The organism is Lysinibacillus sp. Bpr_S20, from assembly GCF_023337835.1.
Lineage (GTDB): Bacteria > Bacillota > Bacilli > Bacillales_A > Planococcaceae > Lysinibacillus.
The window spans coordinates 19,372-33,198 of sequence record NZ_JALNLQ010000016.1 but is presented as its reverse complement, the minus strand read 5'-3'; the positions used below and the strand labels follow the sequence as shown (position 1 = coordinate 33,198).

Annotated in this window: 15 protein-coding genes and 1 riboswitch; of the genes, 6 read left to right on the top strand and 9 right to left on the bottom strand. The window is 35.7% G+C overall.

All coding sequences use genetic code 11. The features are described from left to right. Window positions 1-73: 73 nt before the first annotated feature. Window positions 74-173: riboswitch (SAM riboswitch) on the bottom strand. Between the two features lie 116 nt (window positions 174-289). The 4 genes from MWJ95_RS23065 to MWJ95_RS23050 all read right to left on the bottom strand — a co-directional run bounded on the left by MWJ95_RS23065 (window position 290) and on the right by MWJ95_RS23050 (window position 6,319). After that, window positions 290-1,678, bottom strand: coding sequence for a protoporphyrinogen oxidase (locus tag MWJ95_RS23065; RefSeq protein WP_249107305.1), 1,389 nt, complete (start codon window positions 1,676-1,678; stop codon window positions 290-292). A 381-nt stretch (window positions 1,679-2,059) separates the two neighbouring features. Continuing rightward, entirely contained in the window at window positions 2,060-3,349 is a 1,290-nt protein-coding gene (locus tag MWJ95_RS23060) for a protoglobin domain-containing protein (RefSeq protein WP_249107304.1), read from the bottom strand. A gap of 607 nt (window positions 3,350-3,956) precedes the next feature. Continuing rightward, window positions 3,957-5,243, bottom strand: a complete 1,287-nt coding sequence (locus MWJ95_RS23055) for an SEL1-like repeat protein (protein WP_249075878.1) — start codon at window positions 5,241-5,243, stop codon at window positions 3,957-3,959. A gap of 62 nt (window positions 5,244-5,305) precedes the next feature. After that, the gene (locus tag MWJ95_RS23050) at window positions 5,306-6,319 is read right to left on the bottom strand and encodes a YdcF family protein (protein ID WP_249075877.1); all 1,014 of its coding nucleotides are present in this window, start codon (window positions 6,317-6,319) and stop codon (window positions 5,306-5,308) included. Between the two features lie 254 nt (window positions 6,320-6,573). On the opposite strand from MWJ95_RS23050, the gene MWJ95_RS23045 reads away from it, so the two are divergent. Together MWJ95_RS23045 and MWJ95_RS23040 are read left to right on the top strand one after the other, a co-directional pair. Next, window positions 6,574-7,050, top strand: coding sequence for a hypothetical protein (locus tag MWJ95_RS23045; protein ID WP_249075876.1), 477 nt, complete (start codon window positions 6,574-6,576; stop codon window positions 7,048-7,050). Further along, window positions 7,038-7,325 carry a DUF2653 family protein gene (locus tag MWJ95_RS23040; RefSeq protein ID WP_249075875.1) on the top strand — a complete coding sequence of 96 codons (288 nt, stop codon included), beginning with the start codon at window positions 7,038-7,040 and terminating at the stop codon, window positions 7,323-7,325. The genes MWJ95_RS23045 and MWJ95_RS23040 overlap by 13 nt, the downstream gene beginning before the upstream one ends. Before the next feature lie 168 nt (window positions 7,326-7,493). Here the strand turns inward: MWJ95_RS23040 and MWJ95_RS23035 are convergent, their stop codons facing one another. Both MWJ95_RS23035 and MWJ95_RS23030 read right to left on the bottom strand, forming a co-directional pair. Further along, window positions 7,494-8,660: an endonuclease Q family protein gene (locus MWJ95_RS23035; protein ID WP_249075922.1), complete on the bottom strand. Its 1,167-nt coding sequence runs from the start codon at window positions 8,658-8,660 to the stop codon at window positions 7,494-7,496. A gap of 70 nt (window positions 8,661-8,730) precedes the next feature. Further along, window positions 8,731-8,898 carry a hypothetical protein gene (locus MWJ95_RS23030; protein ID WP_249075874.1) on the bottom strand — a complete coding sequence of 56 codons (168 nt, stop codon included), beginning with the start codon at window positions 8,896-8,898 and terminating at the stop codon, window positions 8,731-8,733. Window positions 8,899-9,048: 150 nt separating this feature from the next. Here MWJ95_RS23030 and MWJ95_RS23025 point away from each other — a divergent pair, with 150 nt between their 5' ends. The 4 genes from MWJ95_RS23025 (at window position 9,049) to MWJ95_RS23010 (ending at window position 11,214) form a co-directional block, all read left to right on the top strand. Further along, the gene (locus MWJ95_RS23025) at window positions 9,049-9,627 is read left to right on the top strand and encodes a TetR/AcrR family transcriptional regulator (RefSeq protein ID WP_249075873.1); all 579 of its coding nucleotides are present in this window, start codon (window positions 9,049-9,051) and stop codon (window positions 9,625-9,627) included. 70 nt (window positions 9,628-9,697) lie between these two features. Beyond that, window positions 9,698-10,051, top strand: a complete 354-nt coding sequence (locus MWJ95_RS23020) for a DMT family transporter (protein ID WP_249107303.1) — start codon at window positions 9,698-9,700, stop codon at window positions 10,049-10,051. Further along, entirely contained in the window at window positions 10,051-10,365 is a 315-nt protein-coding gene (locus tag MWJ95_RS23015) for a DMT family transporter (RefSeq protein ID WP_249075871.1), read from the top strand. The genes MWJ95_RS23020 and MWJ95_RS23015 overlap by 1 nt, the downstream gene beginning before the upstream one ends. 252 nt (window positions 10,366-10,617) lie before the next feature. Then, window positions 10,618-11,214 (top strand): biotin transporter BioY, encoded by a 597-nt coding sequence (locus MWJ95_RS23010; RefSeq protein WP_249107302.1) that lies wholly within the window; start codon window positions 10,618-10,620, stop codon window positions 11,212-11,214. Between the two features lie 122 nt (window positions 11,215-11,336). Here the strand turns inward: MWJ95_RS23010 and MWJ95_RS23005 are convergent, their stop codons facing one another. From MWJ95_RS23005 to MWJ95_RS22995, 3 genes are all read right to left on the bottom strand, one after another. Beyond that, window positions 11,337-11,873: an NADPH-dependent FMN reductase gene (locus MWJ95_RS23005; protein ID WP_249107301.1), complete on the bottom strand. Its 537-nt coding sequence runs from the start codon at window positions 11,871-11,873 to the stop codon at window positions 11,337-11,339. Between the two features lie 215 nt (window positions 11,874-12,088). After that, window positions 12,089-12,706, bottom strand: coding sequence for a nitroreductase family protein (locus MWJ95_RS23000; protein ID WP_249075868.1), 618 nt, complete (start codon window positions 12,704-12,706; stop codon window positions 12,089-12,091). Between the two features lie 96 nt (window positions 12,707-12,802). Continuing rightward, window positions 12,803-13,783: a ring-cleaving dioxygenase gene (locus MWJ95_RS22995; RefSeq protein ID WP_249075867.1), complete on the bottom strand. Its 981-nt coding sequence runs from the start codon at window positions 13,781-13,783 to the stop codon at window positions 12,803-12,805. Window positions 13,784-13,827: the final 44 nt, after the last annotated feature.

Genomic DNA, 13,827 nt, shown 5'->3' with positions numbered 1-13,827 from the left:
TCCCTTATCTTTAAAATAAAAAAAGCCTTCTTTCACAAAAAAAGAAGGCTTTAACGTTTCGTAATTGTTTTCCTTCTCATCTTCGACACAGCTGTCTTCTGGATTTAGCACCTGACAATAAGTTGGTTGCTGAAGCTTCATAGGGCCAGTCCCTCTGCTTCTCTTGATAAGAATGTAGTATGAATTTTTTAAATAATTAAAAGAATCATATCGTTTACGAACGAACGAGTCAAGACTATTTCACTTAACAAAGGATAATTTTTACGAAAAATCATATATTTTTAAACAATTACAATAGTTTTTCAGCAAGTTCCTCACCAATTTTTTTACCATTTTGAATACATGCACCTATGCCTACACCAAAATAAGAGCATCCCGCTATTGATAAATTTGGATAGTTTTTCTCAAGCTCTTGTACGAGACCTTGCAATGCTTCACGGTGCGCCAAATCATACTTTGGCATCTGGTCGATCCATTTTGTCACGTCAACCACAGTTGGTTTTTCCTCAATCCCTAGACTCTTTCTTACATCCTCTAGAGCAACTGCTGCTAACTCTTCATCTGTCATCATACGCAATCTATCATACTCAGGGTTAATGCTCTTATAAAAAAGTCGTACAAGTAATTTCCCTTCTGCTGAAGTGTGTTTCCACTTGCGACTTGTCCACGTTGCTGCATTACAAATAACATCCGAATTATGTGACACAATATAGCCTGTTCCATCTGCTGGTAATCTATTATCAGGCACATCAAATCCTAAATAAATCGTAATTGCGGATGCAGTATTAAATTGTTCAAAATAACTGTTCAAAGAGGCATCCTGCAATAAACTTTGTACCGATTCATTTGGAAGGGCCAAAACAACATGATTTGCTTCAATCGTTTTACCGTTTGCTAAAGTAACAGCGTATTGATTCTCCTGCTTTTTAACACTAGTAGTGGCAATTCCTTTTATAATTTCTACATCCGTTAATGTTTCTTCAAGTCGATCAATTAGTGATGATAAACCATTTTTAAACGAAATAAATTTCTTATTGGCAGATTTGATAAATTGTTCCCTGTTTGCATTGAAACCTTTAATAATACTGCCGTAATCATTTTTGTAATCAATTAAATACGGTAAAGTGGAAGCAATTGAAAGTTGATTTAAATCTCCAGAATATACACCTGCCAGTACAGGTGCTATTTGGTTTTGAACAAGCTCCTCCCCTAAGTAATACGTTAAAAATTCCCCAATAGAACTTTCCTTGGTAAATCCTTCATTTGGCATTGTTAAATCCTTCAATGCTTCTTTTTTACCTTCCTCTGATACAAGCGTGCTTTCCTCAAGAGATTGTAAGCTCATAGGAATACCGAATGTTGAGTCTGCTGGGATAGGATGTAACTCATTATTTGTGTAAATATACGAAATACCCGTTTCGTTGTACACAAGATTTTGTTCAAAATTTAGTTCCTCTACTAACTCCATGACACCTTTATGACGCGCTACAATAGAATCTGCTCCTGTTTCCATGATGAATCCTTGTTTATATGCAGAGTGTAGCTTGCCACCAAGGTATGTATTTTTTTCAACAAGCACAAGCTTTACATCTAAGTTTTTCTCCTGAGCTTGGCGTTGTAAATAATGCATCGTACATAATCCCGTAACTCCGCCACCTAATACAACAACTGTTTTCATATTAACCGCCCCTATTTTTAGTTCTATATTCAGTATAAACTTTTTTTACCGAAAATTACGCTAAAGCCTTTACAAATTTAGCAAAAATAGAGGCTGGGACAAAAAGAAAAAATGTTAGACCGAGATACAAACGGCCTAACATTTTTTTAATTTAGGAAGGAAAATTAAACTCAGTGAAGTGAAAAAGTTATTACCCATTTTCGCTATTTTTCAAAATAATCGAGTTCTGTCCCAGCCTCTACTTTTTTCTATGTTCATGTACTTATATTGAACTTACAATCACATACTCGCTAGAGTTTTTTATCACCTAACGGATAGTATATATTAACAGTTGCTATAGTGTATTTAAAGAGTGTAAGCGCCTTTGTTCTTTTCTCATCATCAATTTAAATTCTGTGCAAAGCTAGCTAATTTTCCAGCTGAATTTTTCACTTCGTTAAAGGCGATCCCTAATTCACTTAGTACTTCTGCTATTGCTTGCACTTCTTTTTCCATCCGACCATTTTGATCTTTAGCTTCAGTCATAGCTTCCAGTATGTTAGTAAATTGTCCTTCGGTTTGAACCATATTTTCCTCACCAGAGGCTACCTCTTCTTGAATATTACTAAGCGAATGAACAAGTTTATCTGTCCGTTCATTCGTTTTATGTAGTAACGTCGCTACCGATGTGACAGACTCCTTTGTTTGAATCGATAGTTTTCGTACTTCATCTGCAACAACACTAAAGCCTTTACCCGCTTCTCCAGCACGAGCCGCTTCTATTGCCGCATTTAAAGCTAACAAATTCGTTTGATTAGCAATATTTGTTACAACATTCATAATCGATTCCATTTCCTTTGACATATCTGTCAACTGTGTAATATTCTCCGTTATATCATTAAGCGAATAAATAATATTACTCATGTTTTGTGATTGACTCTTTAACCGTTCACGACCTTCTAATGCCTGACTCTCAGCCATAGTCGACACTTGAAGTGATTTTTTCGCTAATTGTTTAATTTCGTCTGATCTTCCACTTAAGCGATGAAATGAATTGTTCGTTTCCTGAGATATTGCGGCAAGACCTTCCGATGACTCTACAATTTCTTTCTCTATCGCTTCTTTTCTACGTTCCATCTTTTCATGAAGTTGCTCAATTGTCTGCTCAAACGCCTCTAAAACCAACTGTTGCTCAAAATTAGAAATTTTTGAGATGGCTCGAATTGTATTGAGCTGATCCATTGGATGATTAACATGTTCTTCAACTAAGTCAATAAATGATGCTGCTAAATCTTGAAAGGCGCAAATATACCATTGTGTTTTAAGCCCGATATGAACATGCACTTTAGCAATTTTAACTCGTCTTTCATAAAATTCATCATCAATCGTCCCATTAAACATTTCAATAATATGACGTCGTAATGTAATTTTCAGCTTCTCCACAGAACTATGTTGATTAATAATATCTACTAAACTACGTTCAGTTCCAATCATTTCATAAAATCGATTAACAATATTATCAATATCTCCTTCTACATAAGGTTGAAAGGCTTTTAAATATTGTAAATCCTGCTTTGTCAATTTAAGCAAATCGATTTGTTTTTTTATTGAATGGTAATTCGTTATATCCATTTTAACAACGTATTGCTTTAAATCTAACGCCGTTGTCTTTCTCTGTTTTTGAAAAATCACACTTTTACCCTCTTTCATGCCGTGTACTTTTGAAAAGCTGAGAAAAATCTAATTCTGTCCACCAAAAATAAAAAAAGCATCACCATAACGTGGAGTTAAGTTCCGTTCCGGCTATAAAATATATGTTTTAATAAATGTCGTCCCTAACGTTTAGGGATTAGCCTTCGGGAGATTCCTATTCCATTACTTATGATGCTAATTTCTGTTACGGGCTACAATCTGCTAAAAATGATTACCTTTTTATTAGCTATCACTACTACCTACTCTTTCAAAATCACTCATATACATTATACATTTTATAAATAGCTGTCAATTTTCAAGCATACATTTTTTACCATAAAATGTATAAAAAGTCCCTGTTATCCTACTTATTAATTAAAGCACTAAAAAAGCTACCACAATATCTTTGGGTAGCTTTTTTACATCATCTCTGCTTATTTTTCCTGGTTTTTGTTTACAGTTATACTACTTTATTATATTTATATTATACAATCAGTTTTTATACAGGAATATAAACCTATTATATTTACCAAAACAGAATCCTAAGACCTACACAAGAGAGTTGACAAAAGAATCTAAATACCTAAAATTTTATAATAAAAAACACTTAAATTCCTTTCAATTCTTGTAGTAAAATTGCAGCCTCCTCACTTCCCGCATCTGCTGCAAGTCCATACCATTTTATAGCCTCTTTCATATTTCTAGCTATACCTTCCCCATTATTGTATATGTGCCCTAATTGTAATTTAGCTTCCGTATCTCCTTGAAGAGCAGCCTGTTTAAACCAATGAATACCCTTTTCAATATTTCGTATACCTGTTAACCCCTGGCTCCAAATAAAGCCCAAATCATAAAAGGCATCAACATGATATTGCTCCGCAGCTCTTTCATACCATAATAACCCACGGTTCACATCTTTAGGTTCACCTAACCGTCCCTCTAAATAGATTCCCCCAAGCCTGTATTGTGCTTCAACATAGCCAGCTTCAGCAGATTTTCTATAGTAGCTGCATGCTTGTTCCTCATCTTTGTCGATTCCTAATCCCTGCTCGAAAATAATTCCGAGTGTAAACATAGCCTCTGCTACACCTTTTTGTGCGGCGAAGTCGAACCACTTCTTCGCAAGTACCAAATTTTCTAGTACTCCCTCGCCGTTAAAATACATATCTGCTAAATTATTTGCAGCATCTGGATGCCCTTGCTTTGCTGCAGCCTCATACAATGAAAAAGCCCTATTATAGCTTTCTTGAACACCTATTCCTTCAAAATAAAAATTACCAAGTGCATATTGAGCATCGGCATTACCTTGTGATGCTGCTAATTCAAACCACTTTACTGACTTTTCTGGTTGAAAATATGTTCCATCTACTGCACCATAATATTCTCCAAGCTGAAATTGTGCATCTGCATCCTGTTCCTCGATGGCATCTTTGTATAAATCAATGATTACCTCATGATCTAAATCTTCTTCGTCAAACACCTCAACCTGATCATTTTGATAAATAAAATACCATTCCAATATATCAAGTACATCATCAACGACTTCAACGCAATTAGCTAACTTCTCCAGTGAAGAAATTTGCCAAATGAAAGTATAGATAGGGAGTGGAATTGCTTCACGCAGTAAATCATCATATTCAGCTAAAAGCGTTAGCACATTCTCCTGTACCGACTGTGTCTGTTCTGGATGTATAATTTGTAAATGTCGTTGTTGTTTTTTTTTCAAAAGTCCTCGCACAACTTGATATAATATTTTGTGCAAGGCTGCTAATTGTACTTCTTTGACTGTTATCAAATCAATGTTTTGCGCAAACCATGTATCTTGTGTTTGCGTGAGCTTTTGTAGAGATCCAATTCGCTCTTTATTTTTCTTTGCTAAAAATTGCCCATACATACGTTTCCCCCCTTGCACACTACTACCTTTCCACTATTATATGGAAGACAGTTCTAAATTGGTTACACATATGCTCTCAAGATTAATCCTATAAACAATGTAATGAACAAAAATACAGTGACATGAATCCATTTATACATTTCTAATAGACCGATAAATTCACGCGTAAATGCATTAGGTACATAATAAAAGGCCGTCTTCGAACCAACACCTTGTGCATCAAGCTTCGCCTTTTTGGCATAAATACTTGCACGAAAAACATGAAAATTATTCGTTACAAATAAAGATCGATATTTTTTTCCATGAGCATGCGTATCCATTATTTTTTTAGAAAATGCCATATTTTGTTCAGTATTTGTCGATTGATCTTCCATTAATACTTTTTGAGCTGGTATTTGATGTTCGTCAACTATATATTTTTTCATGGCATATGCTTCTGATACTTTTTCATCATGCCCCTGTCCACCTGAAACAATAATATAAGGTCGTTCATCATATTTTTGAAATTGCTTTACTGCCTCGTCCAAACGGCTAGCTAAAAGTGGTGGCACCTTATCTCCAAGTAGTCCTGACCCTAGCACAATAATGTAATTAGGCTCATAAAAAATCGGTGTAAAATGATATAGAGTGGCATAGGCCATTATGCTTGTGTATAAAAACATTGTATAGCCAAAAACCAAAAACGCATAGAAGAAAAGAATATGCCAAATTGGATGTTCAATATTTGTAAAAATTATAAATACATAGCCAATCATCATCATAAAAAAGCCCAAGCCAAAAACAGCCGTCAATAGATTACGAACTTTACGCCCTTCTTTTTCAAGTAAAACTTTACTATTAAAAAACGTAGCAATCGATAAAATAAACATTATACTCGGGAAACTCCCTAGTATAATGACTATCCCCATTTTCGACACTATCCCTTGCTCGTTTGGGAGAAATATAGGATGACTAAATATCGTACTTAAAATAAACAACCCTATAAGACCAAGAACTACTACATTGAAAAAACGTCTTTTTTCCGTTATATATAACAATAAAAAAATTGAAACTAATAGTAATAATGTTGAAATCATCGTTTCACTCCTTTCTTTTCTATACCATGGGATTGATATCGGTTTATACTGCCGTTTTCCTATGGCATTCGACTGCCACTACAACGTAACCCACACCCTACTTTTTTATGAGTATTGTCACTACTTGTTCACATTTATTGATCTACCTAAATTGATGGCAGCGTTTATTTTATTTTTCGAGATGGTTCATGTAAAATTACTATTAAGAACTAGTTTATAACAAAACTAAAAATTATATTGGAGGAATTTAAGTAATGAAAAAAATTCTTGCTGCTATTTTTGCAGCGACACTTATGTTTGCGTCTGTTGGTGCAACATTGTTCATCTCTGATACACCAACTGCAGAAGCTAAATCCTATAAGTCCGGTAAAAGAGGTTTCTCAAACAACAATAATCATAACAATAACTCAAATTTCCAAAAATCTCAGGATAAAACGAAAGACCAAAATAATGCAACAACAAATAAAAACAATACAACTTCTACAAACAAGAAGGATTCAACAGCTAAAAAAGGTGGCTTCTTCTCAGGCGGCCTAATGAAAGGCTTAATGCTTGGAGGCTTAGCTGGCTTATTATTCGGAAGCCTTTTCAGCGGTATGGGTATGCTTGGGAATATTTTAGGCTTATTAATTAACGTTGCAGCTATCATGGTGATCGTGATGCTAGTTGTAAAAATTGTTAATATGTTTAAAGATAAAAAACGTAAAGAGGAAGCACAATGGCACAAATAATTAATGAGCAAGATATTATTAATGCAATTTGTTTATCACAGGCCTACTATAAAAACATTCGCCCTGAGGATGTACTAGTAGAACTAACATACGATGATGACACAGGCTTCGGTGCAGAAGTTGAAGTGAATGGTCAAATCGAGATGTTCGATACAGCCGCAATGATTGGTGCATTACGTGTATGGATTAAAGATGTCCTACATGGTGATCCTTTTTCAACAGGCATAGAACTTGTCCTAGACGATGAGGAAGGCATTATTGCTAAACTATCGTAAATAAGTAAAGAATAGCAGTTCAGTAAATCTTAAAGATTTACTGAACTGCTATGTTATTTTTCAAGATGTTTTTTTACTTATCTATGAGGTCCTTCGCTTTCGCTCAGATGAAAACCTGTTTTGGCCGTCAAAACGGAAATCCACTACAGGCTATGGTGAGGAGCCTTTTTATTCTAAATGAATCTTCCCATATACGCCGCCACCGCCAACTTCGATTGCTAATTGACCCGTTCTTGCTAAATCGATCATCTTCGCAATTTTGTGCGGCACGACTTGTTCGAGTTGTGCTAGCGTTACTCGATGCAAGATGTTCATCTCTGTCCCAAATGCTTGTACTAATCGTTCCATCATTTTTGGTCCTAATCCTGGAATAAAGTCTAGTGGTACTTGGTGAATATAGGGTGGCCGTGCACGTTTATCTGTAACTTGCTCTGAAAGCTCATTTATACGTGTTGCAACACCTTTTATAATTTTCGTGCTCTCACAGTTCGTACAAATGGTTGCCGTATTGCCAAGCTGCTCACCACATTTTGCACAAACAGTCTTATGATACTTACCAAGCAAAGGATTTAGCCCATAATTAGCTGTTACAGCACGACCCTGCTGTTCATAAAGCGCCATCTTTAATTCTGTAAAATTTGCATGAGATAGTCTTAATTTTTGATACTCACGTGCAATTTTTCCAAGTGAATGAGCATCAGAGTTGCTGACAAATGTATATGCTTGCAGCTCTTTAATGTTACTTACCATATCGGTATCAGAGCTCAAACCAAGCTCTATCGCATCTATTAGCTGTGGGTCAAATACTTCTGTTAAGCTACGATATACGCCTTTACCAAATAAGCTTTTAAATGGTGTAAAAACATGCGCAGGAATAAAAAGGCCGCCTAATTCATGAACCTTTTGCTGTAATGTCCGAGCATCACAATATATTCGCTGAGAGCTTAAATGGATATTTGTCATATGATTTGACATCCAATTTGAGAATTCCCTCATAAGCAACAGTGTTGGAAAATAAACAAGCACATGGATTGGCCCAAGGCAATGTTGATCATAGATTTCAATTTCAGACCCAGGAATAAGGGTGGTTTCTTGAAAGCGTAGTCCTCCCTGCTCCAACTCTTTCAGTTCGCCCTGTTCTATCATTTTTGCCATTTCATCCATTACTTCGGGTGAATGACAATCAATAATCCCGATAATATCCAGACCCTTTCTTGCACTTGACGTCTCTAAAATTCTTGCTAACGTTAGCGTTTTACTGCCTGTAATTTTAACAGCACGTCCACTTAAAGTGCGTCCAATATGAATATGTAAATCGGCATAGAAATCCTGCATCATTGTGTAACCCCCCATTTTTAAATGAAATAAAAAAACCTCACATTGCTGTAAGGCATTTTATACTTAATTATGATGGATGATTTTGAGTACTATTATCTGACTCAAAGGCACCCGAGCCCTGTGATGTCATTGTCGAGGAATCATATGCCACTAATGTCACACCAATGTTCTTTTCTAGTTCATTAATTTTCTCAAGTTGTTGCTGATCTAGTTGCGCAATCTTTGTCTCTTTCATTTTCATCAAATCCTTTCACGAATAAAGTTCCCCAATTAAGAAATATATATACACGAAAAGAAAAATGACTGATTGTCAGTCATTTTCCTTTGACTTTATTTCAATTATTATATAACATATGAAGTAAGCAGGCCAAAAGCGAGGGATTTCATGTCAAAGGAAGAGAAAATTATTCAAGCAGCAATTGACGTTTTTCGTGAAAAAGGAATTGAAAAGACAAAGGTTTCAGATATCGTAAAAGCTGCAGGTATCGCCCAAGGGACATTTTATCTTTATTTCCCATCACGACTCTCAGTTATGCCAGCCATTGCAAAAGTGATGGTTGAAAAAATTATTGCAGCTATTAACGATGGTATTTCAAAACAGGAGCCTTTTGCAAAGCAGCTAGAAAAAGTAGTAGAGATTGTTTTCTCACTAACAGCGGAATATAGAGATGTATTTGCACTGATTTATGCAGGTATTTCACAAACTGAGCATATGAAAGAATGGGAAAATATATATGCACCTTATTACGAATGGATGACTAATTTCTTAGTTGAAGCGCAACAACAAGGAACGATACGCGCTTCTCTAAATACTACACGTTCTTCAAAGCTTGTAATCGGTCTAGTAGAATCTGCCGCTGAACAGATTTATTTGTATGATAACAGTGAAGAAGAAACAATTAAACTTCAAAAGCTTGAGCTACTCGACTTTTTACATCATGCACTCGATTTACGTCACACCTAAGTGACGTTCTCTTTTTACACTAAAAATGACTGAATGTCAGTCATAATGATTGATAGAAAGGAATTTAACTATGCAAAAAGATTGGATTTATGTTGCATTAACTAGTTTGTTTGAATTATTTTGGATTTTTGGTTTTAATGTTGCTGACTCTTGGTGGCATTGGGTTATTATCGTGCCCTTAATCGCGGTTGATTTTCACTTCTTATCGAAGGCTTGTGAAAACTTGCCTACTGGAACGGTTTACGCGACTTTTGCTGGGGTCGGTACAATTGGTACTACATTAATGGACATTTTTATTTTTGACGGTGAGTTTAATGCTATTAAAGGAATTTTCATGCTTATTTTAGTACTGGGTGTTGTTGGTCTTAATTTAGCTGATAACCCTTCAAAAGATCATGTTGAAGAGAAAGGAGCTAATGTATAATGGGTTGGTTACTTGTTTTATCAGCTGCTATTTCGGAAATTGTCGGTGTTGTAGGTTTACGCTTTTATAGTCAGAAAAAAGCTATACGTAATTTATTACTATATATAGGCGGCTTCGGAATGTCCTTTGCTCTATTATATGCTTCCTTTAACTATTTACAGTTAAGTATCGCCTATGTAGTTTGGGTTGGTATTGGTACAGTTGGTGCCGTTCTCGTGAATATTATATTCTTCGGTGAATCTAAAAACCTGACTCGAATGATTAGCATCATCGCCATTATCATTGGTGTGGCAGGCTTAAAAGCAGTATCTTAATTTTTTATGATTAGAGCGCTTTGGCACAGCGTGGTTTGATCTCTGTTACTGCGCAAAAGCATGCAGTTGCGGACAGCGTTGAATTGCACTGCCCTCTATCATAAATTTTAATCATTAGTCTATAACTAACAAATATTTTTAATGAAGCGGGATAAACTTTTTGAGTTAACTATTCGTATCTGAGTAGTTGACACAAAAAGTTTATTTTTTTACACTATTATTACTAATATTATTTTTTTCAGGGGTGAAATAATGACAACAGTTGCGCAACACACACATCACAAATTAAGAACAGTCGATCTTGCATACATTGGATTATTTTCAACATTGATGATGATAGGAGCTAATATCACGTCCATAGTACCTTTCATGATGGTTGGCGGAGTACCAATCACTTTGCAAACATTTTTTGCTATTTTAGCTGGACTTGTTCTTGGTAGTAGAAAAGGGGCACTCGCTTGTACTGTTTATATGAGTATCGGTTTAGCAGGTGCACCTGTATTTGCAAAATTCAGCGGAGGTTTTGGGCAAATATTAAGCCCTACATTTGGTTTTATTGTTTCTTATATATTAATTGCATTTGTCGCGGGGCTTATTATAGAACGCAGTGGAACGAAAAAAAGCTATGTAATTGCTGCATTAGTTGCAACAGCTATTAATTATTTACTAGGAACAAATTGGATGTACTTTGCCTACAAGCTATGGGCTAGTGCTCCTGATGCTTTCACGTATAAGTTAGCATGGCTTTGGATGATGCCGCCTTTGCCAAAAGATATTATTTTAGCTATTTTTGCAGGTATTTTTGCATACCGTCTTCAGAAAGTGTTAAAAATAATTCCAATTAAATAAGTTAATCCCCTAACTTAGGGGTGCTTTCCTAGTTCAGGTTCCTATGAGCCGATTTGCTGCTCTCCATTAAAAATGTCCCATAAGTATATTGTTATACTTATGGGACGTTTTTATTTTTAATCTTATTTTTTCATCCAGTTTAGGAAGTTATCGATCACTGTATCAAGGAATTTGATTGTGCCTTCATCTGTTAAATTGCCTTCAGTATCAAATTTAGTGTGCACTGCTCCAATATAAACGTCATTACCACTAAGTAATGGTGAATTTACTCCAGGTGAGAATAAAATATCTCGTAAATGTAATTGTGCTTTAACAGTACCTAAGTTACCCATTGATGCCCCCATCATGAATGATGGCTTGCCAATCATCACTTTATCAACGCGGGATAACCAATCGATGGCGTTAACCATAACACCTGGCACTGTGCCATTATATTCTGGTGTCAGCCAAAGAACTGCATCTGCCGCTTTTACTTTAGCTTTAAAATCAAGTACGGGTTGTGGTGCTTCATTTTCGATATCTTGATTATACATTGGTAAATCTTTCAAGCTTGCTATTTCAAGATCAAATTTCTCTGTATAACGTTTTTGAATAAATTTTGCTAATTGCATATTATAAGATTCTTTACGGATACTTCCTACGATTGCTACTACTTTCATAATTTCTTCCCCCTACTTGAACATTACTTTATTATTTGGATCATCACCAAACCGTGTGGTCGATTTCCGTTCCAGCTGGCCGCTTTTTTTGCTACCAAAGGAGTCACCCAACCTCCACTCCAATCAACCTATTTACAAAGTATACGTTTTAACAAAAGTAACCGCTTTTGGCTTCAAACCTATCATTTGTAAAATCACTTATTTTATACCAATTTTTAATAGAAAATTGCAAATTCTTCAACTGGTTTACGATAACCACGCAAGCGGCGACTACTTTCTTTTTCCTTCCCTATTGTAATCAATAGTGCAATTTCATGTGTTTCTGGCACATGAAAAAGTTCTCTCATTTGTTGCTGATCAAAACCGATCATTGGACAAGTATCCCATCCACGGTTTTTGGCTGCCAGCATAAATAACATAGCTGAAAGTGAAGCGTTACGAATAGCTTCCTCCTTCATAAATTCCTCGCCACGTTCTTCATAAAATTTAGTCGTTTCATCCACCATATTTTCTAACTCATGAGCATTAATAATACCTAAGTCTACCATCCCTTGATTAAGATTAGCCGTATTTTTATAGGCTTCTTTATCTCCTAAAACAAGTACCACCGCTGAAGCTGAGTGTATTTTATATTGCCCGTATGCCGCTTCTCTTACTTTTTCTTTTTTTTCTTCATCTAACACAACGATGTAACTGGTATGTTGTAAGTTAAATGCGGACGGTGCGAGCTTAACATCTTCCAAAATGGGACGTATATCTTCTTCGCCCATCTTGATGCCCTCTATAAAATTATTCACAGAACGACGCTTATCTAGTACTTTTGCAAATTCCATCTTATTGACCTCCAATCATTTTTTAGAAATCTAAGAGTATGTAATCCATTCAGCAAAAGCTAAATGTTTAACTACTGAATGGAAAAAATGATCTTATTAATATTCTTTATCGAACGTAATCGTACTTCTTACAGTATCAATAGGACGAACTAGCATTTCAATTTGTGCACGTTTTGGCTCTAAAAATGGAGGTAACGACAATTTCTCACCTAAAGTTTCGTAAGGCTCATCCCCCATAAATCCTGGGCCATCAGTAGCTAGCTCAAATAAAATTTGTGGTGCTACTCGTGCATAAAGTGATTCAAAGAAATGACGATTTACATAACCAGAAGTATGGAAGCCAAAGCTTTCAAAACGTTCAGTCCATTCATCTAATACAGCTCGATCCTCTACACGGAATGCAGCATGGTGTACTGTACCGAAGCCTTGACGGGCTACCGGTAAAACTGTATTTAGTTCTACAACGATTTGTGCACCGTTTCCGCCTTCCCCTACCTCGAATAGGTGGAAGTCTCCTTCTTCTGCAACTTCTGTAAAGAGCATCACTTTTTCTAGTACTTCTTTGAAATATTTAAAATTAGCCACTCTTACAAAAATTGGACCAAGGCCTGTAATTGCATATTCAAGGGGAATCGGTCCATCTTGCCATGGCGTACCTGATGCAACACCTGTGTTGTTTTCATCAGAAATAAGTTGATATTGCTGATCATCAAAATCAACAAATGATAAAACTTTCTTGCCAAATTGTTCTTGAATACCTGTATGTTTGACATTTAATCGATCAAAACGTTTTAACCAGTAGTCCAATGCTGCATCTGTTGGCACGCGGAAAGAAGTTTTTGAAATTTCATTTGTTCCATGTACACCTTTTGGAATGTTTGGAAAATCAAAAAATGTCATATCCGTGCCGGCGCTACCTTTATCATCTGCAAAGAATAAATGATATGTTTGGATATCATCTTGATTAACCGTTTTTTTCACTAATCGCATTCCTAACACATACGTAAAAAATTTATAATTCTCTTCCGCACTACTTGTAATAGCAGTAACATGGTGAATCCCTTTTAAATGATTCATTTTTATTCCCCCTATTATCTCGATTTCGAGATATTTACGTAAAA